At 70.2% G+C, this 24,474-nt stretch carries 26 protein-coding genes and 3 pseudogenes; 17 read left to right on the top strand and 12 right to left on the bottom strand.

Annotated features, from left to right (window positions below; genetic code table 11):
• Positions 1–64 precede the first annotated feature (64 nt).
• Positions 65–1,300 (top strand): MFS transporter, encoded by a 1,236-nt coding sequence (locus ACQUQ0_RS05685; protein ID WP_435183725.1) that lies wholly within the window; start codon positions 65–67, stop codon positions 1,298–1,300.
• A 12-nt stretch (positions 1,301–1,312) separates the two neighbouring features.
• On the opposite strand, the gene ACQUQ0_RS05680 is transcribed toward ACQUQ0_RS05685, so the two are convergent.
• From ACQUQ0_RS05680 to ACQUQ0_RS05665, 4 genes are all read right to left on the bottom strand, one after another.
• Positions 1,313–2,437: an MFS transporter gene (locus ACQUQ0_RS05680; RefSeq protein WP_435183834.1), complete on the bottom strand. Its 1,125-nt coding sequence runs from the start codon at positions 2,435–2,437 to the stop codon at positions 1,313–1,315.
• Positions 2,438–2,558: 121 nt separating this feature from the next.
• Positions 2,559–3,356, bottom strand: a complete 798-nt coding sequence (locus ACQUQ0_RS05675; RefSeq protein ID WP_435183724.1) for an SDR family oxidoreductase — start codon at positions 3,354–3,356, stop codon at positions 2,559–2,561.
• Between the two features lie 114 nt (positions 3,357–3,470).
• Complete coding sequence (locus ACQUQ0_RS05670) at positions 3,471–5,114, bottom strand: hydantoinase B/oxoprolinase family protein (protein ID WP_435183723.1); 1,644 nt, start codon at positions 5,112–5,114, stop codon at positions 3,471–3,473.
• Entirely contained in the window at positions 5,111–7,144 is a 2,034-nt protein-coding gene (locus ACQUQ0_RS05665) for a hydantoinase/oxoprolinase family protein (protein ID WP_435183722.1), read from the bottom strand. Before ACQUQ0_RS05665 ends, ACQUQ0_RS05670 begins: the two co-directional genes overlap by 4 nt.
• Positions 7,145–7,240: 96 nt before the next feature.
• On the opposite strand from ACQUQ0_RS05665, the gene ACQUQ0_RS05660 reads away from it, so the two are divergent.
• Complete coding sequence (locus ACQUQ0_RS05660) at positions 7,241–7,678, top strand: DUF4385 domain-containing protein (protein WP_435183833.1); 438 nt, start codon at positions 7,241–7,243, stop codon at positions 7,676–7,678.
• Between the two features lie 190 nt (positions 7,679–7,868).
• On the opposite strand, the gene ACQUQ0_RS05655 is transcribed toward ACQUQ0_RS05660, so the two are convergent.
• Complete coding sequence (locus tag ACQUQ0_RS05655) at positions 7,869–9,185, bottom strand: hypothetical protein (protein ID WP_435183720.1); 1,317 nt, start codon at positions 9,183–9,185, stop codon at positions 7,869–7,871.
• 88 nt (positions 9,186–9,273) lie between these two features.
• On the opposite strand from ACQUQ0_RS05655, the gene ACQUQ0_RS05650 reads away from it, so the two are divergent.
• The 3 genes from ACQUQ0_RS05650 to ACQUQ0_RS05640 all read left to right on the top strand — a co-directional run bounded on the left by ACQUQ0_RS05650 (position 9,274) and on the right by ACQUQ0_RS05640 (position 10,416).
• Positions 9,274–9,576 (top strand): hypothetical protein, encoded by a 303-nt coding sequence (locus ACQUQ0_RS05650; protein WP_435183718.1) that lies wholly within the window; start codon positions 9,274–9,276, stop codon positions 9,574–9,576.
• Positions 9,577–9,715: 139 nt separating this feature from the next.
• Positions 9,716–10,111 carry a cupin domain-containing protein gene (locus ACQUQ0_RS05645; protein ID WP_435183717.1) on the top strand — a complete coding sequence of 132 codons (396 nt, stop codon included), beginning with the start codon at positions 9,716–9,718 and terminating at the stop codon, positions 10,109–10,111.
• The gene (locus ACQUQ0_RS05640; protein WP_435183716.1) at positions 10,108–10,416 is read left to right on the top strand and encodes a cupin domain-containing protein; all 309 of its coding nucleotides are present in this window, start codon (positions 10,108–10,110) and stop codon (positions 10,414–10,416) included. Before ACQUQ0_RS05645 ends, ACQUQ0_RS05640 begins: the two co-directional genes overlap by 4 nt.
• A gap of 3 nt (positions 10,417–10,419) precedes the next feature.
• On the opposite strand, the gene ACQUQ0_RS05635 is transcribed toward ACQUQ0_RS05640, so the two are convergent.
• On the bottom strand, positions 10,420–10,689 hold the full coding sequence (locus ACQUQ0_RS05635; RefSeq protein WP_435183715.1) for a DUF2249 domain-containing protein: 270 nt from the start codon (positions 10,687–10,689) through the stop codon (positions 10,420–10,422).
• A 128-nt stretch (positions 10,690–10,817) separates the two neighbouring features.
• Here ACQUQ0_RS05635 and ACQUQ0_RS05630 point away from each other — a divergent pair, with 128 nt between their 5' ends.
• Positions 10,818–12,029 carry a TIGR04053 family radical SAM/SPASM domain-containing protein gene (locus tag ACQUQ0_RS05630; protein ID WP_435183714.1) on the top strand — a complete coding sequence of 404 codons (1,212 nt, stop codon included), beginning with the start codon at positions 10,818–10,820 and terminating at the stop codon, positions 12,027–12,029.
• Positions 12,030–12,383: 354 nt separating this feature from the next.
• Here ACQUQ0_RS05630 and nirK read toward each other — a convergent pair whose 3' ends face one another.
• The gene (nirK, locus tag ACQUQ0_RS05625) at positions 12,384–13,499 is read right to left on the bottom strand and encodes a copper-containing nitrite reductase (protein ID WP_435183713.1); all 1,116 of its coding nucleotides are present in this window, start codon (positions 13,497–13,499) and stop codon (positions 12,384–12,386) included.
• A gap of 375 nt (positions 13,500–13,874) precedes the next feature.
• Between nirK and ACQUQ0_RS05620 the strand changes: the two genes are divergently transcribed.
• Positions 13,875–14,246: a DUF7342 family protein gene (locus tag ACQUQ0_RS05620; RefSeq protein ID WP_435183712.1), complete on the top strand. Its 372-nt coding sequence runs from the start codon at positions 13,875–13,877 to the stop codon at positions 14,244–14,246.
• Positions 14,247–14,429: 183 nt separating this feature from the next.
• Here the strand turns inward: ACQUQ0_RS05620 and ACQUQ0_RS05615 are convergent.
• Positions 14,430–14,942 (bottom strand): annotated as a pseudogene (locus ACQUQ0_RS05615) (halocyanin domain-containing protein); the annotation flags it as partial.
• A gap of 120 nt (positions 14,943–15,062) precedes the next feature.
• Between ACQUQ0_RS05615 and ACQUQ0_RS05610 the strand changes: the two are divergent.
• From ACQUQ0_RS05610 to ACQUQ0_RS05590, 5 genes are all read left to right on the top strand, one after another.
• Positions 15,063–15,296, top strand: coding sequence for a DUF2249 domain-containing protein (locus ACQUQ0_RS05610; RefSeq protein WP_435183711.1), 234 nt, complete (start codon positions 15,063–15,065; stop codon positions 15,294–15,296).
• A 1-nt stretch (position 15,297) separates the two neighbouring features.
• The gene (locus ACQUQ0_RS05605; RefSeq protein WP_435183710.1) at positions 15,298–15,702 is read left to right on the top strand and encodes an SRPBCC family protein; all 405 of its coding nucleotides are present in this window, start codon (positions 15,298–15,300) and stop codon (positions 15,700–15,702) included.
• A gap of 59 nt (positions 15,703–15,761) precedes the next feature.
• Positions 15,762–16,094, top strand: a complete 333-nt coding sequence (locus ACQUQ0_RS05600; RefSeq protein WP_435183709.1) for a CGCGG family putative rSAM-modified RiPP protein — start codon at positions 15,762–15,764, stop codon at positions 16,092–16,094.
• Positions 16,095–16,151: 57 nt separating this feature from the next.
• On the top strand, positions 16,152–16,772 hold the full coding sequence (locus ACQUQ0_RS05595; RefSeq protein ID WP_435183708.1) for a hypothetical protein: 621 nt from the start codon (positions 16,152–16,154) through the stop codon (positions 16,770–16,772).
• Between the two features lie 74 nt (positions 16,773–16,846).
• On the top strand, positions 16,847–17,086 hold the full coding sequence (locus ACQUQ0_RS05590; RefSeq protein ID WP_372390210.1) for a DUF7120 family protein: 240 nt from the start codon (positions 16,847–16,849) through the stop codon (positions 17,084–17,086).
• Between the two features lie 18 nt (positions 17,087–17,104).
• Here the strand turns inward: ACQUQ0_RS05590 and ACQUQ0_RS05585 are convergent, their stop codons facing one another.
• Both ACQUQ0_RS05585 and ACQUQ0_RS05580 read right to left on the bottom strand, forming a co-directional pair.
• Positions 17,105–18,571: an MATE family efflux transporter gene (locus tag ACQUQ0_RS05585; RefSeq protein WP_435183707.1), complete on the bottom strand. Its 1,467-nt coding sequence runs from the start codon at positions 18,569–18,571 to the stop codon at positions 17,105–17,107.
• Positions 18,568–19,200 carry a TetR/AcrR family transcriptional regulator gene (locus ACQUQ0_RS05580; protein WP_435183706.1) on the bottom strand — a complete coding sequence of 211 codons (633 nt, stop codon included), beginning with the start codon at positions 19,198–19,200 and terminating at the stop codon, positions 18,568–18,570. Before ACQUQ0_RS05580 ends, ACQUQ0_RS05585 begins: the two co-directional genes overlap by 4 nt.
• A gap of 355 nt (positions 19,201–19,555) precedes the next feature.
• Here ACQUQ0_RS05580 and ACQUQ0_RS05575 point away from each other — a divergent pair, with 355 nt between their 5' ends.
• From ACQUQ0_RS05575 to ACQUQ0_RS05560, 4 genes and pseudogenes are all read left to right on the top strand, one after another.
• On the top strand, positions 19,556–20,674 hold the full coding sequence (locus ACQUQ0_RS05575) for an amidohydrolase family protein (RefSeq protein WP_435183704.1): 1,119 nt from the start codon (positions 19,556–19,558) through the stop codon (positions 20,672–20,674).
• Positions 20,671–21,066: a Rieske (2Fe-2S) protein gene (locus ACQUQ0_RS05570; RefSeq protein ID WP_435183703.1), complete on the top strand. Its 396-nt coding sequence runs from the start codon at positions 20,671–20,673 to the stop codon at positions 21,064–21,066. The genes ACQUQ0_RS05575 and ACQUQ0_RS05570 overlap by 4 nt, the downstream gene beginning before the upstream one ends.
• Before the next feature lie 68 nt (positions 21,067–21,134).
• Positions 21,135–21,602: pseudogene (locus tag ACQUQ0_RS05565) on the top strand (IclR family transcriptional regulator); the annotation flags it as partial.
• Positions 21,527–21,907: an IclR family transcriptional regulator domain-containing protein gene (locus ACQUQ0_RS05560; RefSeq protein WP_435183831.1), complete on the top strand. Its 381-nt coding sequence runs from the start codon at positions 21,527–21,529 to the stop codon at positions 21,905–21,907. The pseudogene ACQUQ0_RS05565 and the gene ACQUQ0_RS05560, both read left to right, overlap by 76 nt.
• A gap of 33 nt (positions 21,908–21,940) precedes the next feature.
• Here ACQUQ0_RS05560 and ACQUQ0_RS05555 read toward each other — a convergent pair whose 3' ends face one another.
• A complete protein-coding gene (locus tag ACQUQ0_RS05555; RefSeq protein WP_435183702.1) occupies positions 21,941–22,576 on the bottom strand; it encodes a helix-turn-helix domain-containing protein in 636 nt (211 codons plus the stop codon).
• Positions 22,577–22,645: 69 nt separating this feature from the next.
• Entirely contained in the window at positions 22,646–23,017 is a 372-nt protein-coding gene (locus tag ACQUQ0_RS05550) for a helix-turn-helix domain-containing protein (RefSeq protein WP_435183701.1), read from the bottom strand.
• Between the two features lie 215 nt (positions 23,018–23,232).
• On the opposite strand from ACQUQ0_RS05550, the pseudogene ACQUQ0_RS05545 reads away from it, so the two are divergent.
• Positions 23,233–24,378, top strand: a pseudogene (locus tag ACQUQ0_RS05545) (multicopper oxidase domain-containing protein).
• Positions 24,379–24,474: the final 96 nt, after the last annotated feature.

Below are 24,474 nucleotides of genomic sequence, written 5' to 3'. Positions count from 1 at the left end.
CGGGATCTCCGGGACTGCGATCACATCGCTGCCTTCTATATCCGGCGGGCGGCACGTCGGGACGATGACCACGCCACCCGAAGCGCGCGACGCGGCGGACCCGCCAGCGACGCGGCAGTCGGGGTGGGAACTGCGCACCTACGGACTCCTGGCCGGCGCGGGGCTCATCTCGGTGAGCCTGGCGGCCTACGAGATCGTGCCGGCGAGCGTGACGCCGCTCATCCGGGACTCGCTCGGGATCGGCCCGACCGTCGCGGGGCTACTGGTGGGCGTGATGTTCGGGACCGCCGTCGTGGGGAGCCTCCCGGCGGGGGTCGTGCTCGACCGGACGGACTCGCGGCGCGTGATGGCGCTGGCGGTGCTGGCGCTGTTCGTCGCGGGCGTCTGGGGGTGGGTCGCGGCGCGCGGCGGCTCCTACCGGTCGGTGATCGCCTCCCGGGCGGTCGGCGGGCTGGCGTACGTCGTCGTCTGGAACGCCGGCATCGACATCGTCAGCCGGGCCGTGAGCCCGGACATCCGCGCGACGGCCGTGGGGATCTTCACCGCGAGCGGCCCCGTCGGCTTCGCGGTCGGGCAGGCGACCGGGCCCGTGATCGCGGCGCGGTTCGGCTGGCCGGCGATCTTCCCGGCCTTCACCGGCGTCGCGCTCCTGGGGCTCGTGCTCTTCTGGCCGTCGAGCCGCGGGCTCGGAGCCGCCCGCGGCGACGCGCCGTCGCTGCGGGAGTTCGGGACCGTCCTGCGGAATCCGACGGTCTGGCACCTCGGCGTCCTCGGCTTTCTCAGCTACGCGCTGTACCTGTTCATGAACAGCTGGGGCTCGTCGTACCTGAATCAGGAGATCGGCCTCTCGCTGGCGCTCAGCGGACTGCTGGTGTCGCTGTTCCCCGCGGTCGGCGTGCTCTCGCGGGTGAGCAGCGGGCTCCTCTCGGACGTGGTCTTCGGCGGGCGGCGACAGCCGGTGCTCCTCGGCTCGTTCGGGCTCGCGGCGCCGCTCGTGTTAGTCTTCACCCGCCTCGGGTCGGTGCCGCTCCTCGTCGGCGCCTTGCTGCTCTCGGGGTTCGCCATCCAGCTCACGCTCGGGCTGTCGTTCACGTACGTCCGCGAGGTGGTCACAGAGCGCGTCGCCGCGACCGCGGTGGCGTTCCAGACGAGCGTCGGCCTCGCCGGCGCGTTCCTCTCGCCGATCGCGGGCGGCGCCGTCGTCTCCCGGTTCGGTTTCGACCTCGCGTTCCTGCTCGCGGGCGCGCTCGCCGTCGTCGGCGTCGGCCTGGCCTGGCTCGCGCCCGAGCCGACGCGGTAGTCACCGGCCCCCTCAGTCGCTTACGACCAATAGCCCCGCCGCGACGACGAGGCAGGCGATGAAGCCGACGAAGGCGAGGTCGTAGCTCGCGTAGGTGGCGACGACGCCGACGTACGCCGGGCCGAGCGCGTTCGCGCTCAGGAACAGCGCCCTGGCCGCGCCGAGGTCGGCACCCATCCCGTCGTCGGGCGCGCCGTCGATGATGATCGCGTCCGCCAGGGGAAAGCCCGTCTTGTAGCCGAGCGCCAGCACGCCGATCGCGACCCAGATGGCGAGGTTCGTCGAGACCACGAGTAGTCCTCCGAGCGCGGCCGCGGCGATCAGGAGGCCGGCGACGGCGATCCCCCGCCGGGAAAAGCGGTCGCCGAGCGTGCCCGCGGCCGGCTTGACGGCGAAGCCGACCGCGAAGACGATCCCGAAGCTCAGCCCGGCGAGGCTCTCGCTGAAGCCCTTCGCCTGCGCGAGGTAGGTGGGTGCGAAGTTGATGAAGCCGCCGACCATGAAGTAAAACAGCGTGAACGCCACGAGCGTCCGCCGCTGCTGGGTGCTCTGGACGAGCCGGCCGACGGTCCCGCCGAGGTCCAGCGACGCGCTCCCGACGCGGTACCCCTCCCGCGTCGCGGTGGCGTAGACGACGGTGACGACGGCGAGCGCGATCGCGACCGGGAAGAACGGCGTCCGCCAGGTGAAGTAGGTCAGCGCGAGCACGGCGACGCCGGAGGAGACCAGCCCGCCGATGTCGGTGCCGGCGGCGTAGATCCCCAGGGCGCGCCCGCGGTTCGCGGTGAAGAGGTCCGAGAGCAGCGCCCGAGAGGGGATGGCGAACAGGCCCTTGCCGACGCCGACGACCGTCGAGGCGACGACGAACAGCACGATCCCCTGCGCGAGGCCGAAGAGGGCGAAGCCGACCGCGAGGACGACGAGCCCGGGGACGATCAGCGTCGTCCGGTTCCAGCGGTCGGAGTACTCGCCGCTCGGGTACTGGACGAGCGCGTAGGAGCCCTGGAAGATCGCCAGCGCGATCCCCGCGGTCGCCTCCGTGATCCCGAGGTCGCGGATGATCGTCGGCAGGAGCGGCGAGAGGAGAAACCGCCCGGTCTGGAGGAGCGCCCAGCCCAGCGAGACGGTGTAGAGCATCCGCCGGGCGTAGGCCGTCGTCTCGGTCGCCGGCTCCGTCGTCGCCGTCGCTTCGGTCACGTCTCGGGGTGTGCGGTCCTCGGTTACGTGGGTTCCGATTCGTCGGCGTCGACGTGAGGGATCACAGATTCGACGAGCTCTCGCCGCCGTCGATCGGCAGCGCCGTCCCCGAGACGTACGACGACTGCGGCGAGGAGAGGAACGCGACCACGCGCCCGAGGTCCAACGGCTCGCCGATGCGGCCGGCCGGGATGTCGCCGCCCCACTCGTCCAACCCCGCCTCGTAGGAGTCGTACTTCCCGGACTCGACGCCCTTCTCGATCAATGTCTCGACGCGCGGCGTCTCGTGAGTTCCCGGGAGGACGGCGTTCGCCCGGATGTCGGGGGCGAGTTCCTTCGAGGGCGTCTTCTCTAAGCCGATCACGCCCGCGCGGACGGCGTTCGAGAGCACGAGGTCGTCGACGGCCTCCTTGACGCTCACCGAAGCGATCGTCACGACCGTCCCGCCGCCGTCGGCCGCGAGGTGGGGCGCGGCCGCGCGAACGGCGCGGACGACGCTCATCACCAGCAGGTCGAAGGCCTCGTACCACTCCTCGTCTGAGGTCTCCAGGAAGGGTTTCGCCGGGGGACCGCCCGCGGAGGTCACGAGGTGGTCGAGCCGGCCGAACTCCTCGACCGGTCGCTCGACCAACCCCTCGACCGCGTCGGGATCGGTGATGTCGGCGGCGTGGCCGAGGACCGTCGCGTCCGCGGCGGCGTCCGCGCGGACGTCTTCGACCGCCTCCGACAGTCGGTCCTCGTCGCGGCCGTTGAGCAGGACGTTCGCGCCTTCGGCGGCGAGCGCCCGCGCCGAGGCCTTCCCCAGGCCGCTGCTCGATGCCGTCACCAGTGCGGCGTTGCCGTCGAGTCCGAGATCCATACCGGGGGGTGTCGCGGCGGGACCAAAACGGTTGCCGCCCCGGACGAGTGTCGGTCTCGCTTCGACGGACTGGCGGAGTATTCGGGCCAGTCCGACGACGATCGGTTCCGCTGCTCACTCCTCGGTCTCGGCCTTCCCGTCGCGGCGATCCGCCTCGCGCGCCTCGGGGTCGCGGTCGGCCGGATCGCCGTGTCCGCCGCCGCCGGGCGTCCGCACCGTGACCGTCGTCCCGGCTTCGACGTCGACGGTCGTCTTCGCCGGCACGGGCTCGCCGTCGACCAGATTTTCGCCGAGCGCGCCCGGTCCGCCGCCGGCGACGCCCGAGGGCCGACGGCGGCGCCGTTCGGTCAGGAGCGAGACGGTGGCGTCGCGCTCGACGGTGAGCGCGCGTTCGAGGCCGAGGCCGCCGCGACGCGCGCCGTCGCCGCCCGTGCCCGGTCGGAGGGCGTAGCGCTCGACGGAGAGCGGGTACTCGGCCTCCAGGACCTCGACGGGCGTGTTCAAGGTGTTCGTCATCCCCACCTGGACGCCGTCGATGCCGTCGGTCGTCGGGGTCGCGCCCGCGCCGCCGCCGATCGTCTCGTAGTACGTGAAGCCGCCCTCGCGGGAGCCGACGATGAGGTTGTTCATCGTGCCCTGGCCCTGGGCCGGCGCGCGGTCCGGAACGGACTCCGCGAGCGCCGCGAACACGACGTCTGTGACGCGCTGGCTGGTCTCGACGTTGCCGCCGACGACCGCCGCGGGCGAGGTCGGATTCAGGAGCGAACCCTCGGGCGCCGAGACGGAGACGGGGTCGTAACACCCCTGATTCGGCGGGATCTCGGGGTCGGTCAGACAGCGCACGACGAAGTAGACTGCGCTCTCGCCGACCGACAGCGGCGCGTTCACGTTGCCGGGGACCTGCGCTTCGGTCCCCGCGAAGTCGACGTCGAGGGTCGCGCCGTCGACGGTGACGGTCACCTCGATCGCGACGTCGCGGTCCGCGCCCGTCCCGTCGCCCTCCAGGACGTCGCGCGCGGTGTAGACGCCGTCGGGGATCGAGTCGAGTTCGGCCTCGATGCGGTCGCGGGAGTACTCGATCACGGCGTCGAAGGCGTCGCGGACGACATCGCCCGAGCGCGCCAGGAGATCGCCCAGTCGCTCCTCGGCCCGCTCGTGCGCGGCGAGCTGGGCGCGGACGTCCGCGCGGCGCTCGTCGGGCGTGCGCACGTTCGCCAGGAGGAGCGCGAAGACGTCGTCGACGAGGTCGCCGTCGCGGACGAGCCTGACGCCGGGAATGCGCAGGCCCTCCTCGTAGATCTCGCGCGCGCCAGCCGGCATACTCCCCGGCGTCGCCCCGCCGACGTCGGCGTGGTGCGCCCGCGAGACCGCGTAGCCGACGATCTCCCCGCCGCTCTCGGGTCGCCCCGCGACGTCGGGCGCGATCGGCGAGACGAGCGTGACGTCCGGGAGGTGCGTCCCGCCCTCGAAGGGGTCGTTCAGCGCCCAGACGTCGCCCGGCTCGGGGCCCTTCGCCATCACGGCCTCGACCGCGCGCGGCATCGCGCCCAGATGCACCGGGATGTGCTCGGCCTGGGCGACCATCCGGCCCTCGCCGTCGAACAGCGCCGTCGAGCAGTCCTGGCGCTCCTTGATGTTCGGCGAGTATGCCCCGCGGATGAGCACCTCGCCCATCTCCTCGGCGATCCCCTCCAGCCTGTTCCGGAGGATCTCCAGGGTCACCGGATCGACCGCGTTTCCGTCTTTCTCTCCGCTCATCGGTCGCCCTCCGCGTCGTCCGCTTCGGTGAGCACCAGCGCGCCGTCGTCGCGGACGCGCCCGTCCCACGCCGGCGGCACGACCGCGGTGCTCTCGGCCTGTTCGATCACCGCCGGCCCGCCCAGGGTCGTCCCGGGCGCGAGCCCCGATCGATCGTACACCGGCGTCTCGTAGCGCTCGCCGTCGCCGAATCGGGCTTCCCGCGTCTCGGTGGGAGCGCCCTCGCCGTCGGCCGCGTACCGCGTCGCCGGCGTGGGTCGCGCCGCGGTCGCCGCGACGCGGAGATTCACGAGGTCGACGGGGTCGTCCATCCGGTAGCCGTACGTCGTCTCGTGCGCCCGGTGGAACCGCTCCCGGACCGACTCGGGGTCGAAGGCGTCGCCGACGTCGACGGTGAGCTCGAAGCTCTGGCCGGCGTACCGGAGGTCGGCGCGGCGCCGTACGGTCGCCGTCTCGGGGTCGCGGGCGTCCGCGAGGACCGCGGCTTCAAGATCCGCGAATCGGTCTTCGATCGCTTCGGGGTCGGCCTCCGAGAGCGACGCGCGGTGGGTCCGGACGGCGTCGTGCTGTTCGTCCGCCGAGAGTAATCCGTACGCCGACAGCACCCCGCAGGTGAGCGGGACGACGACCGTTCCGATCCCGAGGTCGTCCGCGAGCGCGACGGCGTGCATCGGGCCGGCGCCGCCGAACGCGACGAGCCCGAACTCCCGGGGGTCGTGGCCGCGCTCGACCGTCGCCGAGCGGATCGCCCGCGCCATATTCGCGTTGGCGATGCGGTAGACGCCGCGGGCGGCCGCGGCGGGGCCCGCGAGTCCCGCCTCCTCTGCCAGCCCGGCGAGCGCGTCGTGTGCGGCGTCGGCGTCGAGCGAGAGTTCGCCGCCGAGCGCCGTCGACTCGCCGATGTACCCGAGCACGAGGTTGGCGTCGGTGACGGTCGGGTCGGTGCCGCCCTTGCCGTAGCAGGCCGGTCCCGGCACCGCGCCGGCCGAGCGCGGCCCCACCCGGAGCGCGCCGCCCTCGTCGACCCACGCGATCGACCCGCCGCCCGCGCCGACGGTGGTGACGTCGACCATCGGCGTCCGGATCGGCTGGCCGTTGATGGCCGCCTCGGTGGTGCGTTCGGCCTCGCCGTCGCGGACCAGGCTCACGTCGCTGGAGGTCCCGCCCATGTCGAACGTGACGAGGCCGCGCAGCCCGCGCTCGTCGGGGACGCCGCCCGCGGCGGCGTTCGCGCCCACGACGCCGGCGGCCGGCCCCGACATCGCCGTCGTGACCGCGTGCTCCCGCACCGTCTCGACCGACGCGATCCCGCCGTTGGCCTGCATCACGAGGGGCGCGGGGAGTCCGGCGTCGGCCGCGCGTTCGGCGAGCCGGCCGAGGTAGCGGTCGATCGCCGGCGTCACGTACGCGTCGACGACGGTGGTCGAGGTCCGCTCGTACTCGCGGAACTCCGCGAGCACCTCGTGGGACGCCGAGACGGGGACGTCGAGTTCCTCCTCCAGCACCTCGACGACGCGCTTCTCGTTTTCGGAATCCGCGTAGGCGTGCAACAGCGAGACGGCGACGCTCTCGGCGTCGCACTCGCGGATCCGCGCGGCGACCTCGCGGACTTCGCCCTCCTCGATCGGGTCGGTCACGCCGTCGGGCGTCGCGCGCTCGCCGACCTCGAAGCGTCGCCGCCGCGGGACCAGCGGCTCGGGCCGCGTCGCCGAGAGGTCGTACAGCGAGGGGCGGTCCTGCCGGCCGATCTCCAGGACGTCACGGAAGCCCTCGGTCGTGACCAGGGCGGTCTTCGCGCCCGCCCGCTCCAAGAGGGCGTTGACCGAGACGGTCATCGCGTGGGTGAACTCCTCGACGTCGGCCGGATCGACGCCCGCGGCGTCGCAGGCCTTGCGGACGCCCTCGACGACGCCGACGCTCTGATCCTCGGTGCTCGGGACCTTCGCCGTCACGAGCTCGTCGCCCGTCGCCAGCACCACGTCGGTGAAGGTCCCCCCGACGTCGGCCCCGAGCCTGATTCGCTCCGCCATACCACCCGTTCTCGACGCGGCGAACAAAAGCGTAGAGGAACCCGAAATCGGCCGGTGGAGTCAACAGGCGAGGACGCCTACGCCTCGCCAGCACCGATGAGCGACGGTCCCGAGTACGACGTCGACTTCCGCGCACACCCCGAGGAGTACGAGATCGGCCGCGGCGAAGAGGGGGCGTTCAAGATCCAGCCGTACAAAGACGAGCTCCTGCCGCTGTGGGGGATCAAGACGCTCGAAGACGCCGAGGAGGGGGCCGAAGCCATCTACGAGCGGTTTCGGGAGTACAAGGCGCGCGAGGAGTTCGTCGGGATGGATATGGCGCGGAAGTACCTCCAGATGGGCTGGACGCGGAGCCTCCGGTACGCGAAGTACCCGGGCGGACGGAAGTACGACGACGACGGGACCGAACGCGAGCCCCAGCAGTGGTACGACGAGGAGAAGTACCGGATCTCGCAGGTGTATCGGGAGTACCTGGACCGAGTGGAGTCCGACCCGGAGTACCAGCGGCGGCGGGAAGCGTGGGAGGACGGCTGACGGACGAGGTCGCTCCCGGTCGACCGACTATGGGGGTCCAGTCGCAGATGCCTCTCAGAGCCCGGAGCCGATCGCGACTCGTGAGAAAACGTCAGTTCCCGGGGCGCTCCTCGGCCGGTCGCGACTGAGCCGGCTCGTCCGAGCGATCGAGCGCGGGAAGCAGGAGGACCGCGAGCGATCTGATCCCGTGCTAGCGCACGACGCCGACGAGGTTCGCGGCGAAGACCGCGAACCCGACGCCGCTTGCGACGCCGCCGAACAGCGTCGCCGCCGCGGTGCCGGTCTCGATGCCCATCCCGGCCCACGGGACCGTCCGGGCCGCAAACACGCCCGACTCCGCGAGCGTCAGCGCCGCCGCGCCCGCGACGAGCGCCACGAGGTCGACACGCGCGAGGCGGGCGTCGTAGAGGTCGTCGATCATCGGCACGGCCTCGAAGCCGAGGCGGTCGCTGTACCGGTGGACCCAGACGATGAACGGCACGACGTGGTACAGCGTCCCCGCGACCACGAAGCCGACGACGCCGAACAGCAGGAGATTTACGCCCGCGGGCGCGCCGAAGGTGTGGGCGGGGTCGAGCGGCGCGAGGAACCACGCCCGCGCGGTCGGGACGGCCCACAGCAGCATCGCCGCCGCGGCCACGCCGTAGCGGCGGAGCATCGGCGTCCACTCGACCGTCCGCTGCCGGAGCCGGCGCCCCAGGATCACCGCCATCGCGACGACGCCGGCGACGACCAAGAGCGCCCCGAGTCGCCCCGCCAGCGAACTTCCGAAGAGCCGCCCGCCGGCCAGCGCGACCACGCCGATCGGATACCCGATCTCCTCGACGGTCCGCAGCGGGGCGTCCAGCCGGTCGAGGTCCGACTGCGTGAACATCGTCGCGAGCTGGTACAGCGCGCCGAAGACCGTCGTCAACACGACGCCGAAGACCGCGAGCGTCGCGTGCGCGGCCCGCACGTCGCCCCGGACGACCGGTAGGTCCGCGAAGACCGGGCGGACGTACCCGACCGCGAGCGCCAGTCCCAGGCCGGTGACGGCGACGAGAAAGCCCAGCGCGAGCGCGAAGTGTCGCTCGGTGACGTCCCACGGCCGCACGCCCAGGAGCGTCCGCCCGAGGTTGTAGACGAAGACCCAGAAGCCCGCCAGGAGGACCGCCCCGAACGCGGGCAGCCAGGCGTACGCGCCCGTCAGAAGGCAGCCCGCGAACCCCGCGAGCCCGACGCCGACGCCCCACAGCTGGGCCGCGGCGAGCCGCTCGGAGTGGATCGCCGTCCCCGACCACACCGGGACGAACTGCGTCATCGCGCCCATGATCGTCACGCAGACCCACCCGGCGAGCAGGAGGTGGACGTGCGCGAGGGTCGCCCGGCCGGGAGCGACGCCCAGCGGCGCGAGCGCGCCGAGGACGACCCCCGCGAGCAGGAACCCCAGCGCGACGACGAAGTGCCACAGGGGGACCGTCATCGGGGGCTGCGTGTCGGTCTCGATGTCGGCGGGGATCGCGCCCATACGCGTCGGTAACGTCCGTGAGCCCGTGTGTCTGAGCGCGAATATGTTCGCGGACAGGGTTAGGCCGCCGCCCCGCCTCGTTCCGGTGATGACAGATCGGGAAGCCGAACTGGAACGACTCGTCGAGCGCGCGCGCCAACACGAGGCGGTCGCCGACGCCTTCCTGGCGAAGAGCTTCACCGACCGGCTCGTCGTCGTCGACCTCGAAGCGAGCGAGTCGCTGCCCCGCGAGCTCGTCACGCTCTTCACGAGCCACGACTGCTACGGCGCCGACGAGGTGTACGACTGGGACGGCGAGGACTCCTCGGCCGGCGAGTTCGGCGACGCCACGCGGTACCAGTTCGTCGATCAGCGCACGCGCGGCGAGCACCGCTCCTACGTCGCCGAGTAGCCGCCCGCCCTTCGGGTGCGGTCCGCCGTGACACGTCCCGTCACAGCGCGGCCCGACGCGACACAGTCCGTCACAGCGCGGCCCGACGCGAAGATGTTCGCGCAAAGACCGATCGGTCGAGACCGTCTTCTCCCGACCGATGCCACGAATCGACTTCGAGGCCACCGGCGGATACCGCGAGGAGCGCTTCGACGCGGCCGAGGCGTTCCGCGGCGACTCGGCGAAGGCCGTCGTCACGCGCTTCGAGCCCGGCCAGTACATCCCGGTCCACGCGCCCGACAGCGACGTCGTCGTCGACGTCCGGGCCGGGCGCGGCACCGTCCGCGAGGGCGAGACGGCCCATACGGTCGGCCCCGGCGACGCCGTCGCGATCGAGGCCGGGACGCGCCGCGGGATCCGCGCCGCCGACGACGAGCGACTGGAGGCGCTTCTCGTCACCACGCCGCCGCCGACCGACGCGGAACACGAGCCGGTCCGCCGCGGCCTCGCGGCCGACGAGTTCGAACCGACCCTCGAAGAGGAATCCGACCGATGACCCGAATCGAACACCTCCCCGACCTGGAGGCCGCCCCGCACGCGAACGTCTTCCCCGACCGCGAGCCGAAGACGGTCAAACTCAGCCTCGACGCCGGCGAGCGCGTCCCGCCGCACGACCACCCCGACCGCGAGATCGTTCTGTACCTCCTCGACGGCGCGCTGCGGCTGGAGCTCGGCGGCGAGACACACGCTCTGAAGGCGGGCGACGTCGCCCGGTTCGACGGCGACCAGCAGATCTCGCCGGTCGCCGACGAGCCGAGCACCGCGCTGTTAGTCCTGGCGAAGAGCGCCGAAACCGAGTGACCGCTACTCCCCGTCGGGGTCCCATATCGCGGTGAGGACCCCGTCGTCGGTCTCTTTCGTCTCGTAGGCGACGCCCTGCTCGTCGAGCTTCGGGAACAGGAACTGCGGCACCCGGTCGTTCAGTTGGACGAACACCGTCTCGCCGTCGAGGTCCGCGAGCCGCGTCATCGTCTCCTGGAGCGGCTCCGGCGGCGGCAGGTCGCGCGCGTCGAGGAAGTCGATCGCCCGGTCGCTCGGCGCGTCGAACTCCGCGAGGTGTGTTTCGGGGTGCATACTATCGTGTACGACCCCACGTGGTAGGTATCCGACGCCGAATATATTCGCCGACGGCGCGCCACCGTTCCCAGGAACTGAAGATGTTCGGTGTGAATTATTGGGGGGCCGAGGCCAAACCACGCCCTATGAGAGACGCCGCACCTCCCCGCCGTGGCCCGAGCGACGAACCGGAGCGCGGACACCCCGGCCGCCCCGACGACTCCGCGCCGCCGGAGGGCGTCCGGAAGAAGGACCGAGCGCCCCCGGACCCGAGCGCGATCGACACCAGCCGGCGGCCGTTCGTCCTCGTCTGGGAGGTGACCCAGGCCTGCGACCTCGCGTGCGATCACTGCCGCGCGGACGCCCGGCCGGAGCGCCATCCGGACGAGCTCTCCACCGAGGAGGGCAAGCGCCTCCTCGACGAGGCCCGCTCGTTCGGCGACGGCCAGCTCGTCGTCCTCTCCGGCGGCGACCCGCTGGCGCGCTCGGACCTCCTCGAACTGATCGAGTACGGGACCGACCGCGGACTTCGGATGACGCTGACGCCCAGCGGGACGAACTCGCTCACGCCGGACGTCGTCGCGGACCTCGCCGACGCGGGCATCGAGCGCCTCGCGCTGAGCATCGACGGGGCCTCGGCCGAGGCCCACGACGACTTCCGAGGGGAATCCGGGAGCTTCGCCCAGACCGTCGCGGCCGCCCGCGCCGCGCGGGAGGCCGGCGTCCCGCTCCAGATCAACACCACCGTCTGCGCCGCGACCGTCGACGAGCTGGAAGGCATCCGCGATCTGGTCGCGGACCTCGGCGCGGTGCTGTGGTCGGTGTTCTTCCTCGTCCCCGTCGGTCGCGGCCGCGTGCTCGACCCGGTGTCGCCGGAGCGCGCCGAAGAGACGATGGCGTGGCTCTCGGCGGTGAGCGAGTCGGCGCCGTTCGGCGTGAAGACGACCGAGGCGCCGCACTACCGCCGGGTCGCCATCCAGCGCAAGCGCGACGCCAGCGACGCGCCCGGCGACGACGGGATCGGCCGCCGGCTCGGCATCACCGCCGGCGACGGCTTCGCCTTCGTCAGCCACACCGGCGACATCTACCCCTCCGGGTTCCTCCCCCGATCGGCCGGAAACGTCCGGTCGGACAGCCTCGTCGAGCGCTACCGCGAGAGCGACCTCTTCCGGTCGCTCCGCGATCCCGACGCGCTCCGCGGAAAGTGCGGCGCCTGCGAGTTCCGCCACATCTGCGGGGGGAGTCGCTCGCGCGCCTTCGCCCACACCGGCGATCCGCTGGGGAGCGACCCGCTGTGTGCGTACGTCCCCGACGGGTACGACGGCGCGATGCCGAGCGGACGCGCCGAAGCGGACTGATCCGGACAGGCGAAACGCCCGCGCGGACGCGACACCTCTCCCCGCGTGACGATCCGATGGGCGAGGGAGCCGAGCGGGGCGACGACCGGGGCCGGAGCGAGCGACAGCGCCACCGGCGTGAGCGGACCTGTAGTAGCGCTTGCAAGTCTTCACTCACTCGATCGCACGTCGTCGTGCGACCGGACGAGTAATCAGTCGCAAACGCTACCATAGTAGCTGTACCGAGCATCCGCGAGCGAAGCGAGCGGTTCACCGCCGGCGAACGGCCGGAGACCGTGACGTCGGCGGCATTTTTCCCTCCAGGTTTTTGCGCCGAGCGGTGCGCGAAGCGCACCCGAAGCGGAAAAAGGTGGGTTAGTAGAGCGGCCCTTCCTCGTCCTCACTCGGGGGCGTGTCCGGGCTCGGATCGAAGACCTCGGGGCGCTCGTCGCCCTCGACGTCGATCTCCGCGAGGAGCCCGCGGCGGGCGACGCGCGAGAGCGCGTGGTCGACGAGCTTGATGCGCTCGGGGACGGGCGTCTCGATCTCGCCGACGAAGCAGCTGCCCGGCGGGACCTTCGCGGTCTGGAGGTGCTTCTCGATCGGCGGCTCCAAGGAGCCGTCGCGGTAGCCCTTCGACCAGACGTTCCCGATCGGGTGGAAGTTCGACGAGTAGTTCGGGCCGCCGTCGACGAGGAACACCCGGACCCGCTCGCCCTGCTGGGCCTTCATAGTGCCGTACTTGTCGGGCGTGAACGGGTACTTCTCGCCGTTGAAGACCACGTAGGTCGGCTGCTCGTTCGCCATGTTCTCCATACTGAAGCCGTGGTGGCCCGTCTCGCCCACCGCCTTGTCGGTGTAGATCTCGTGTTGCCCGAGGTAGAACTCCCGGTCGACCTCCGGCAGGCCCTCTTTGGGCTCGACCACGATCATCCCGAACATCCCGCTGGAGATGTGGTAATCGAGGTTCGCGACGGCGCAGTGGTAGATGTAGGCGCCGGGGTACATCGCCTTGAACTCCATCGAGTTCTCCTTACCGGGCGCGGCCGTGGTGGCGACGTTCCCGCCGCCGGTCCCGTAGACCGCGTGGAGGTCGACGTTGTGACCCATACTGTTCTCGGGGGGGTTCTCCATCGTGAGCGAGACCGTATCGCCCTGGCGCACGCGGATCATCGGCCCCGGGATCTGCCCGTCGAAGGTCATAAAGGAGAACGTCACGCCCTCCTCGATCTCGGCGGTGACCTCCTCGACGGTCAGCGTGACGTCGTGGTGCTTCGGCTCCGACCGCGAGATCGGATCCGGGATGTCGCCCGGATCGGCGGCGACGCGGTCGACGTCGGTCGGTTTCGGCGTCGACGTCGCCTTCGCGGTCGCCGCCTGCGTCTCTTCGACGGTCTCAGCGGTCGGGGCCTGCGTCGAACACCCCGCGATCGAGGCCGCGCCGCCGATCCCCAGCCATTCGAGCGTCCGGCGTCGAGTAGTGTCGAACATTGGTCGTCATCTCCCACTTGGACGATGGCACCGGTTTTCCATATAACGCGGGCGCGGTTACTATCCCGAACAGAACCACGCGAACATATTCATTCGATGTGTGCGGACCGAAATCCGTCTGCGGTGGACAAACGAATTCCGTCGTGAGTCCCGACCTCGCCCACAGCAGTCCGCACGGGCTCTCGGCCTGTCGACGCGACGCGCCCTCCCGACGTCTCGTCGTCCGCAATGGTGGACGCGAACGTGTTCGGGACTGGAGTCATACCCTCCCCTCCGCAACCTCCGACTGCACGGCGAGGACGCGTCGCGTTCGGCGACCGCCGCGTCGCACAGGGGGACCGCGCCGCCGACTGACCACGCCGCTGCGATCATACGATGTGTGCGAATCCGCTCTCGGACGCGATGGAGCCCGACCTCGGGCCCGTGTTCGACGCGCTCACGAGCGAGCCGTGTCGCTCCATCCTCCGCGCGCTGGACCGGCCACAGACCGCCTCGGAGGTCGCCGAGCACTGCGACCTCTCGAACGGGACGGCCTACCGCGCGCTCGAACGGATGGTCACCGCGGGGCTCCTCCGGAAACAGGAGGGAGAGAACGCGGCCACCTACGCGGTGGACTTCGAGGAGGTGATCGTCCGCGCGACCGACGGCGAATTCGAACTGGAGGTCAGCGAGCCCTCGCGGTCTGCGGCCGAACAGCTCTCGGAGCTCTGGTCGGAAGTCCAGGCGGAAGCCGGCGGCGAACGGTAGCCCGGGGGATCAGCGCCGACCCGGCGCCGGGTCCCGCCCGTCGCCGTCGCGGCCGGTGAGCCAGAGAAACGCGCCGAACAGCCCCGGCGACGCGAGCGCGACCCCGAACGCGCCCGCCAAGAGGAGGCCTCCCGCCCCGGGATCGATGTTTTGTCCCCCGTCGCCGGAGCCGCCACCGCCGCGTTCGACGATCACGGCGCCCTTCATCCCGAGCGTCTCGTGGGGCGTGCAGGAGTAGGTGTAGGTCCCCGTCTCGGAGAAGGTGTGTTCGAAGGTGTGGCCCGCGGCGTCCGTGAGTTCGGACTCGAAGGCGCCGTCGGCGTCGACGACGTTGTGGGCGCTCCCGTTTCCGGTCCACTCCCAGGTGACCGTCGTCCCCGGGGAGACGCGGATCGCGGCCGGACCGAAGCCGAACGCGCCGCCGTTGGCCTCGACGCCGACCTCGACGGTCACGGAGGACTGTCCGGTCCGGTCGACGACGCCGTCGAAGTTCGAGGTGTCCGAGAGCCACGATTCGACGTCGCCCGACTGCGCGGAGACGCCCGTCGCCGCGCCGCCGAGTGCGCCGCCGGCGAGAGCCGCCGCGCCCAGTCCGCGAAGCGCCCCGCGGCGTGAGATCCGCGGCGCGCCGTCGCCGGAATCCGCCGCTGATTCGCTGTCGCTCCGTCCGCCGGCGGAAGTACCTGTCGTGGTCATCGTACAGTCGGGAGATGGTCCCCGCGACGGATAATCCGGGAGCGCGGTTCCAGATCGCTCGCGCGTCGGGCGAACATATTCGTCCAAAGGGGTTCGTCCGTCGGCGAGGACGTGGTAGATATGGCAGCGACGACGCTCGATCTCAGAGACGTACCGCCGGCCGAGCGCCACCCGAAGATCCACGAGGCGTTCGCCGAACTGGAAAGCGGCGAGACCCTCGAGCTCGTGAACGACCACGAGCCCAAGCCCCTCTTCTACGAGATGCAGGCGGAGGTCGACTCCTTCGACGCCGACGGCTACGAGGTCGAACGCCGCGGCCCGCTGGAGTTCGTCGCGAAACTCCCCAAGCAGTAGTATGCGCCGCGTTGCCGTCGATCGAACCCTCGATACGGACGCCGCCACCGTCCGGTCGCGGATGGCCGACGTCGGGCCCTTTATGCGCGCCGCCGGGTTCGACGAGGTGACCCACGAGGGAACGGACCTCCACCTCGCCAACGAGGTCGGCCCCGTCCGGATCGAACTGACCCTCGAACTGCTCGACGACGCCGACGCCGAACTGGCCTACCGCCAGCGCGAGGGCATCTTCGAGGAGATGATCACCCGCTACTACGTCACCGAGACGGAGGGGGGCACGAGAGTCGAGGCCGAAACCGAGTTCGAACTCGACGTCGCGGTGGTTGGCTCGTTCCTCGATGCGACCGTGATCAGCGCCCAGCGGCGCCGGGAGCTGACGGCGCAGTTGGACTTCCTCGCCGAGTAGCCGACTCATCGAACATATTCGGCGAAACCGTCCCTCCCGTCCGTCCGCTAGCGTTGACTATGGCGACAGACACGGCCGACTCGGACGACGAGCACGGACACGAACACGACCTCGACGCCGATCCGGTGACAGACCGCGTCCACGACAACTCCTGGTCGGCGAACCTCGAAGGGCCCGAACACGCCGAGGAACGCGCGCTCGTCGTCGAGCAGGCCCTCTCTGCGATCGAACACACCGCGCCGGGCAACCACGTGAACCTCGTGACCCACGGCGCCCACGGCCATCCCGAGTCCTACCTCTACGACGCGCTCGAATCGGCGGACGACGACCTCGAGTGGGAGTACGTCGACCAGTGCGGCTGCGGCGGCCACGTCGTCCGCGTCTACACGTAGCGACCGGACGAACGTATTCGGGATCACGGCTACCCCTCTGGGGGTCGAAGCGACGGTATGGTCGGAATCCCGTCTCCGTTCGGCGGCAGCGACGGCGGCGCGGACGCGGCCCACTTCGACGGCTACGACGCGTTCGTGCCCGAACACAACCCCGAGCCGGGGCCGTTCCTGGACGAAGCCGCGGTGCTCGACGGCGACGCCCACCGCGCCTTCCACCGGCTCACGCGCGAGGTGTTCGAAGAGCGCGGCGTCTACGATATGACCTTCGGCTACAACCTCGCGCGGCTGAACCTCGACACGCGACACCCCGACGCAGGCTTCCGCTACGCCGTAGAGGACGACGGCGACGCGCTGCGGGCGGAGTTCACGCCGACGACGGAGTTCTGCCCGCAGAGCCACACGCTCGCCGTCGGAGCCTTCCGCGCGTGGAACGGCTGCTCGGAGCGCCACGAGTACGACATCGTGCGGGTGCGCGTCCACCCGATGCACCACGAGGCCGAATCGATCAACGAGGAGCTGCGGGAGCTGGAAGAGACGTATCGGGCGGTCGGCTCGGTGCCGAGCGAGCCGGCGGGCGGCGAACCCGCGCCGGGGCGCGGTGAGGGCGGCGACTTCGGCGACCTCGGCGACCTCGGCGAGTCGGAGGAGGCCGGATACGGGCCGCAGGCGCCGTTCTGAGTCGCGAGCCCTCCGCGGCGGCCGCGCCGGGTGAAGCCCGCCACTCAAGTACCCAGAGGACGAACCCGGAGGTAATGCCGATAGTCGAAGTCACGCTCCCCGACGAGCTCCTCTCGGAGTTCGAGCAGCTAGTCGACGAGGAGTTCGTCTCCGAGGAACAGGCCGCCGAGGAACTGATCAGCATGGGCATCGACGCCTACAACGTCGACGTCGTCGACGAGAGCGAGCCCGGCGACGACTTCATGGACGGCGCGGAGAACAACCTCTTCGACACCGCGTCGGACCCGGGCAACATCGACGACGACACGCTGTAACCGCCGGGATTTTCGGCGTCAGTCGTCGGCCGGCGCGGGGCGTCGGACAGAGCCCGTCCGCCAGGAGCCCCGCCGGTACCAGGCGTACGCGATGAGCGCGCCGGCGACGTTCGAGATCGGGAACGCCATCCAGATGCCCGTCGAGCCGTACGACAGCGACGCGACGTACGCGACGGGGATCCGGATGAATCCGAGCATTATCACCGAGATCGCCGCTGCGACGAGCGTCTTCCCCGCGCCGCGGAAGCTCCCCGAGTACGAGCGCATCACGCCGATGAAGCCGAAGGTGGGCGCGACGTAGCTGAGGAAGTCGGCGCCGACGCGGATCACCTCGGGGTCGTTGGTGAAGATCGCGACGATCGGCCGGGTGAAAAGCAGCGTGACGAGCCCGACGCCCGTGAGGATGACGAGCGTCCACTTGGCGGCAAAGTCCGCGGCCAAGCCGGCGCGGTCGGGCTTCTCGGCGCCGATGTTCTGGCCGGTCATCGTCTCGACCCCGCGGGCGACTGCGATCGCGGGAAGGAAGATGACCGAGAAGACCCGCACGCCGATCCCGTAGGCCGCGACGACCGTCGTCGGGAACATCCCCACGACTATGAGCAGGAGGTTCACCGACAGCGCGCGGCCCGTCCCCTCGACGGAGGCCGGGATCCCGATGTCGAGCAGGCGGCGGAGGTAGGTGAAGTCCGGGCGCATCTGGCTCGGCCGGATGCGGACGCCGCGGACGCCCTCGACCATCACCGCGATGCCGACGAGGAACGCCAGCGCGCGCGAGAAGATGGTCGCGACTGCCGCCCCGGTGATCCCCGAGCCGGTGTAGCCCGTCATCGCAAAGAGCGTCGCCTGCAGGTCCTGGAGCCCGAGCATCCCGAACAGGGGGTTGCCGTCGAACCCGAAGATGAGGATCGGGTCCAGGGCGATGTTGAGGACGACCGAGCCGAACATCACGAGCATCGGCGTGACGGTGTCGCCGTAGCCGCGCATCAGCGCGATGAAGACGAAGAAGCCGAACATAAACGGCAGCCCGGCGGCGATCACCTGCATGTAGCTCGTCGCGAGCGGCAGCACGTCCGGCGACGCGCCGAGGAAGCGGATGAACGGGCCGACCGCGAGGAAGCCGATCGCCCCGAGGATGACAGAGCCGATCGTGGCGAAACTCACCGTCTGGGAGGCGGCGTACTCGGCCTCTTCCTCCTCGCCGGCGCCGACGTGTTGGGCGACGAGGACGCTGCCCGCGACGGACAGTCCCATCCCCAGCGAGATCAGGAGGAACACCATCGGGAACCCGAAGCTGATCGCCGCCAGCGCCTCTGTACTATATTGCCCGAGCCAGAACGTGTCCGCGAGGTTGTACGCGGTCTGGAGGAGGTTCGTGATGACGATCGGCAGCGAGAGGAAGAAGAGCGGCTTGCCGATGCCGCCGCTGGTGAGGTTCAGTTCTTCCGGCCCCTTGAACACCGACCCGAGGCGGTCGAGCAGGCTCATTCGGTCGCGCCTCCCGCGCCGACGCCCTCGGCTTTCGGACCCGCGGCGGACGACTCCGCGTCGGCCCGCAGCGCCTCGTCGACGTAGGCGTCGACGGCGTCGGCCGCCTCGTCGAGGGAGTGGCCGACGGCGACGTGGCGCGTCTGGACGCCGTTGACGTGGGTCGTCAGGAACGACGCGACCGCCTCGGGATCGACGTCGGCGCGGAAGGTCCCGTCGTCGACGCCCGCTTCGACGACCTCGCGGACGGCGTCGGCGAAGGCGTCGTCGAAGCGGCGGAGCCGCTCGCGGAAGGCGTCGTCGTAGGGGGACTGGGCCTTGATTTCCAACAGGGCGGTCTGGAAGGCCGGCGCGTCCGGGCGCTCGGTGAGGAGTTCGTCCACGAGGCCGCGGAGGCGCGCTGCGGGGGTGTCGCCGGGCGGGTCGGCGATGCGGTCTTCGAACTGGTCGTAGAGGTGGTCGAGATACGCCACGAGGAGGTCGTGCTTGCCGTCGTAGTGGTAGTGGAGCGACGCCTTGCACAGGTCCGTCTCGTCGGCGATGTCCTGCATCGTCACGTCCGCGTAGCCGTGCTTGCACACGGCGCTGTGGGTCGCGTGCAGGATCTCGGTCGGCGTATCCTCGGTCATACTGTGCGCTCCATCTCGTTGTTCGAACTGACTGTCCGGTCAGTCAAAAGGGATTCGATGCCGGGGCCGCAGCGTGGGCCGGATGCGGCGGTGACGGAAGCGCCGAGTCTCGGCCCGACAGCGAGCCCGTCGCGGACGTGAATTGTCCCGCCATACGGGAAACTGGCGCGCAACTGTCGGCGAGCTTCCGAGATTCGATATAGTATATAAACTGTCCCGCAATTTGGGATGATAGATTCTATTCGAAAAAATATCCCGATAAAATCGCAGTACAGAGACGGTATTATTTTTCGCATATGATCCCGATGTCGATTGCTGCGACGTTTTTAATATTGACTAATCGCAGGTGAGGAGTATGTCTCAGCCCGACGCGGAACCGAGGCGCGCGGACGACCTCGACGCCTACCACGTGATCGACTGCGACTGCCACTATATGGAGTCGTTCAAAGACGTCGCGGAGTACATAGACGAGCCCTGGAAGACCCGGTTCGAGGGCAGCAACTTCGACGAGAAGGGCGCAAAGCAGAACCTCAGCTCCTTCTTCCCCTTCTCGACCGGCGACCGCCAGGCCCACGGGAAGATCACCCGCGAGCACTCCTCGTACCCCGACGACCCCGAGACGCCCGAGCGAATCCGCGAGGGGATGGAGGCCATCGGCGTCGACCAGACGCTCCTGATCTCGCATCTCATCCTCGCCGGCGCGGGCACCACCGCCGACGACACCCGCCAGGCCGCCTTCGCGAAGGCCTACGTCGAGTATATGAGCGAGGAGGTGCTCGACCCCGACGACGGCATCCTCGGCCTCGCGCCGATCCCCTACTACGACGTCGAAGCCTCCCTGGAGATCCTCGACGAGATCGAGGGCCGCGAGGAGTACGTCGGCGCCTTCTTCGTGACCGCGGGCGCGACGCCGCCGCTCGGCAACCGGAAGTACGACCCGCTGTACGAGCGCTGTGAGGATATGGGCCTGCCCGCGGTGTTCCACACCGGCGGCGCCGGCCTCGACGAGTACGTCCGCGGCGGCTACCAGGAGATGCTCGAAACTCACACGCTCGGCTTCCTGGAGTCGAACATGTCTCAGATCGTCAGCCTCGTCGTCCAGGGCGTCCCCGAGAAGTTCCCCGACCTCGACATCTCCTTCATGGAGTCGGGTGTGACGTACCTCCCTTCGCTGATGACGCGCCTCGACGAGGAGTACCTCAAGCGCCCCGAGGAGGCGCCGCTCCTCGAAAAACAGCCCGGCGAGTACATCACCGACTTCTACTACGGCACCCAACCGCTGGAGGTCTCCGCCGATCCCGAGTACCTCCGGAAGTGCATCGAGATGGTCGGCCCCGATCAACTGCTCTTCGCCTCCGATTACCCCCACTGGGACTACGACCGCCCGACGACGGTCATCGACCTGCCGTTCCTCTCCGAGGCGGAGAAACGCGGCATCCTCGGCGAGAACGCCGCGGAGGTGTTCGGCCTGTGAGCGGCGATTCGACCGGCGACCTCGTGGCGGTCGGCCCCGCCGACGACTTCGAGGACGGCGACCGGGCGTTCGTCGAGGTCGACGGCGCCGAGGTGGGCGTCCTCCGGGTTGAAGGCGAGTTCTACGCGCTGCAGAACCACTGCCTCCACGACGGCGGTCCGGTCTGTAGCGGGAAGACCCACCGCAAGCTCGTCGGCGAGTTCGAAGAGCCCGGCAAGCGCGTCGAGCGCTCCTACACCGACGAGGAGTGCGTCATCTCCTGCCCGTGGCACGGGTGGTCCTACGACATCGAGACCGGCGAGCACCTCGGAAACGACGACATCGTCTTGCCCACCTACGAGGTCGTCGTCGAGGACGGCGTCGTCCACGTCGGCGACCGGCGGGCCCCGTAGCCCGACGCGGTGGGACGGCTCGCCGACCGTGCCGGGAGATTTATCGAGCCCCGATCGCTTCCAGTGATATGAGCGGGAACGGATCCCTCGTCGGCGCCGACGAGACGCTCCTGCGGATCGTCGGGGCGCTGACCGAGAGCGGTCCCGCCGGCGTCACCGAACTCGCCGAGCGGCTCGACCTCACGAAGAGCACGACCCACCGCCACCTCAAGACGCTCGCCGCCCACGGCTACGCGATCAACGACGGCGGCACCTACCGGCTCTCCCACCAGTGGTTCCACGTCGGCACGGTCGTCAAGTCCCGCCAGCCGTTCTACGTCGCCGCCAAACAGCCCCTGCGGGACCTCGCGGATCGCACCGGCGAGACGGCCTGGGCCGCCATCGAGGAGGGCGGCCGGCTGATGTTCGTCAACGGCGCGGGGTCGAACCCGACCCACAACCCCGACCTGCTCGTCGGCGACTGGTCGCCGATCACCCGGACGGCCGCCGGCAAGGCGATCCTCGCGTACCTCCCCGACGACCGCCTCGACGAGATCCTGGTGGAGACCGCGCCAGCGGCGACGGCGTCACGCCCGCCGAACTGCGGACCGACCTCGACCGGATCCGCTCGCGCGGCTACGCGATCAACCGCGGCCAGGACATCTCGGGGATCTACGCCATCGGAATGCCCGTCGTCCTCGACGAGGTGGCCGGGTCGCTGTCGTTGGCCAGCCCCTCGCGCGACCTCGTCGACGACGGGCGCGACGCGGCGCTGGAGGCGCTCTCCCGCGCCGTCGAGCGCGTCGAGCGGCGGCTGTCGGAACGCGAAGTGGCGAGCGGGCCGGGGTCTTCGTCCCGCTGATCGGCCGGGGGAGGGCGGCCCTCGCGGCGGCCGCTACTCCGCGTCGTCGGCGCCGACGAACTCCTTTATCACCTTGCTCTCGGCGCGGTGGAGCTTCTCGCTGGTCGTCGACTTGGCGAGGCCGACCGACTCGGCCAGTTCGGTCAGCGTACACGTCCGGGGCGTGTCGTAGTACCCCTCCTCGATCGCGGTCTCCAGGAGCTCGTGCTGCTCTGTGGTCAAGAGGGACTGCGTGTCGACCGACTGGGTCACGGAGACGAGATCGAAGGGGATGCCGAACTGCTCCAGGAGGTCGCCGAGCTCCGAGAGGCGCTCCCGGGAGGCGGTGACCTCGACGGTGACCTCGCCGTCGACGATGGTGATCGGGAGCTCCAGCGGGATCCCGGCCTCGCTCAGCGAACGGAGGAGGAGCGGCTCCGTGGTCTCGAACTGCACCAGCGCGCGGTCGGGCTGTGCCTCCAGCACCGTGACGTCGAAGACGGTCTCGTAGCCGTCGATCGTCGCCACGATCGCCTGGATGTTCGCGGCGGAGATCTCGACGAGCCCTACGCCTGTGTCGTCGGCGGGCATCGCCGCCAGGACGGTGAACTCCGCGTCGGGGTACTCCCGCGAGAGCGTCGAAACCCACACCTGCTCGGGGAGGTCGAGAACGAGAGTGGCTCTGGCCATCAGTACCCAAAATCCCGGCCAGCCCCATAAGTCCGCACGGAAGCCGCCGACGCCTCGTCATCGTGACTATCAGTCGCCGCTCGCTTCCGACCGCACCTCGCGCCACATCCCGGTCAGCTGCTCGGCGGCCGACGTCGAGGGCCGGGACACAGACACCGACAGGTCGTCGTCGCCGGCGGTGCGGACGACGACCGTCTCGAAGTCGATCGCGTACCGGACCTCCTCTGCGGTCTCTCGCTTCCGGACGAGCCCGGCGTCGGCGAGGCGGCGCAGTTTCTCGTAGGCCGTCGAGCGCGGCATCTCGACGGCGTCTGCGAGCTCCGTGGCCGTCTTCGGCCGGTCGAGCGCGCGGAGGAGCGCCCGACACTGCGGGTCCGCGAGCGCGGCGAAGACGGACTCCGGATCGGGCGTCAGCGCGTCGGAGAGGGGGTTCGAAGACATCGATTCGGGGCGTCGGCGCGGCGGCCACGACCGCGCGTGGGCCGGCGCGCCGTCTACTCGTGGAGCGCACGCGCGGACGGGAAGTAGTTTCCTTTCGTCTTCGGACACTCCCGAAAGAGCTCCCGCGCGGAACCTCCGAATATGTTCGACGGCGTCCGGACCGGCTGGAAGCGAGTTCACCTTATACCGCCGTCTGGCCCCCAGCACCGAGTGTAATGAGCACACCCGTAGGCGCACCCGGTTCGACGATGTCGCGTCGCGAATTCCTCGCTGCCACCGGCTCCGCCGGCGCGCTCGGTCTCGCCGGCTGTACGGCCCCGACCGAAGAGCGCGTCCAGGCGTCGCAGACGGCGAATCAGGCGACGACGGATGACTCGGTTCCCTCGACGAGTCCGCCGGAGGTCGTCGACGTCGACGAGCAGGGCGGGTCGGTGACGCTGAAGTCGACGCCCGCACACCACGCCGTCCACCCGCTGGAGACGATGGGCGGGCCCGTGGAACTGCCGCGCGTGTGGGCGTTCCAGGCCGGCGACGGCGACCCCAGCGTCCCCGGACCGATCCTCCGGACGACCGAAGGCGAGGACATGGAGGTCACCCTCGACAACACCGACGGGATGCGGCCCCACACCCTCCACTTCCACGGCGTCCGGAAGGCCTGGAAGGACGACGGCGTTCCGACGACGACCGGCATCCGCGTCGGCCCCGGCGAGAAGCACACCTACACCATCCCCGCGAACGTCCCCGGCACGCACCTGTATCACTGACACTACCAGACCCACCGCCACATCGAGATGGGGATGTTCGGCATCTTCCGCGTCGATCCGAAGGGCTACGAGCGCGCCGACCGCGAGTACTTCATGACGGTCAAGGACTGGGACTCCCGGCTCTCGCGGATGGCCGCGGGCCAGGACGCCACCTACGACCCGCAGAACCGCAAGCCCGACGTCTTCACCGTCAACGGCAAGAGCGCGCCGCGGACGCTCCACCCCGAGGACGGCTCGCCGATCATCGTCAGCGAGGGCGACCGAGTGAGAGTTCACTTCGTCAACGGCGGCTACATGAGCCACCCGCTGCACATCCACAATCACCGCTTCCAGCGGGTCGAAAAGGACGGCGGGACGATTCCGGAGGCCGCCCGCCACGAGATGGACGTGACGAACGTCGCCCCCGCCGAGCGGCACACCATCGAGTTCACCGCCGACGCCGACCCCGGCATCTACCTGATGCACTGCCACAAGGTGAACCACGTGATGAACGGCGGCTTCTACCCCGGCGGGATGCTCGGCGGCGTTGTCTACGAGTCCGCGATGGACACGGACATCTTCGCACAGCTGATGGAGTACGCCGGCTACGAGGGCTGACGGCGTCCCGCGGTTTCCCTCGGGGAACGAAACGTACATAGCAACGGGCGAATCGAACATATTCGGATCGACCGACCGGATCCGAAAACCGAGGTG

Source organism: Halobellus sp. EA9, assembly GCF_051195055.1.
Classification (GTDB): Archaea; Halobacteriota; Halobacteria; order Halobacteriales; family Haloferacaceae; genus Haloquadratum; species Haloquadratum rubicundus.
The sequence above is the reverse complement of the archived record's forward strand: the minus strand, read 5'-3'. Positions and strand labels throughout refer to the sequence as shown.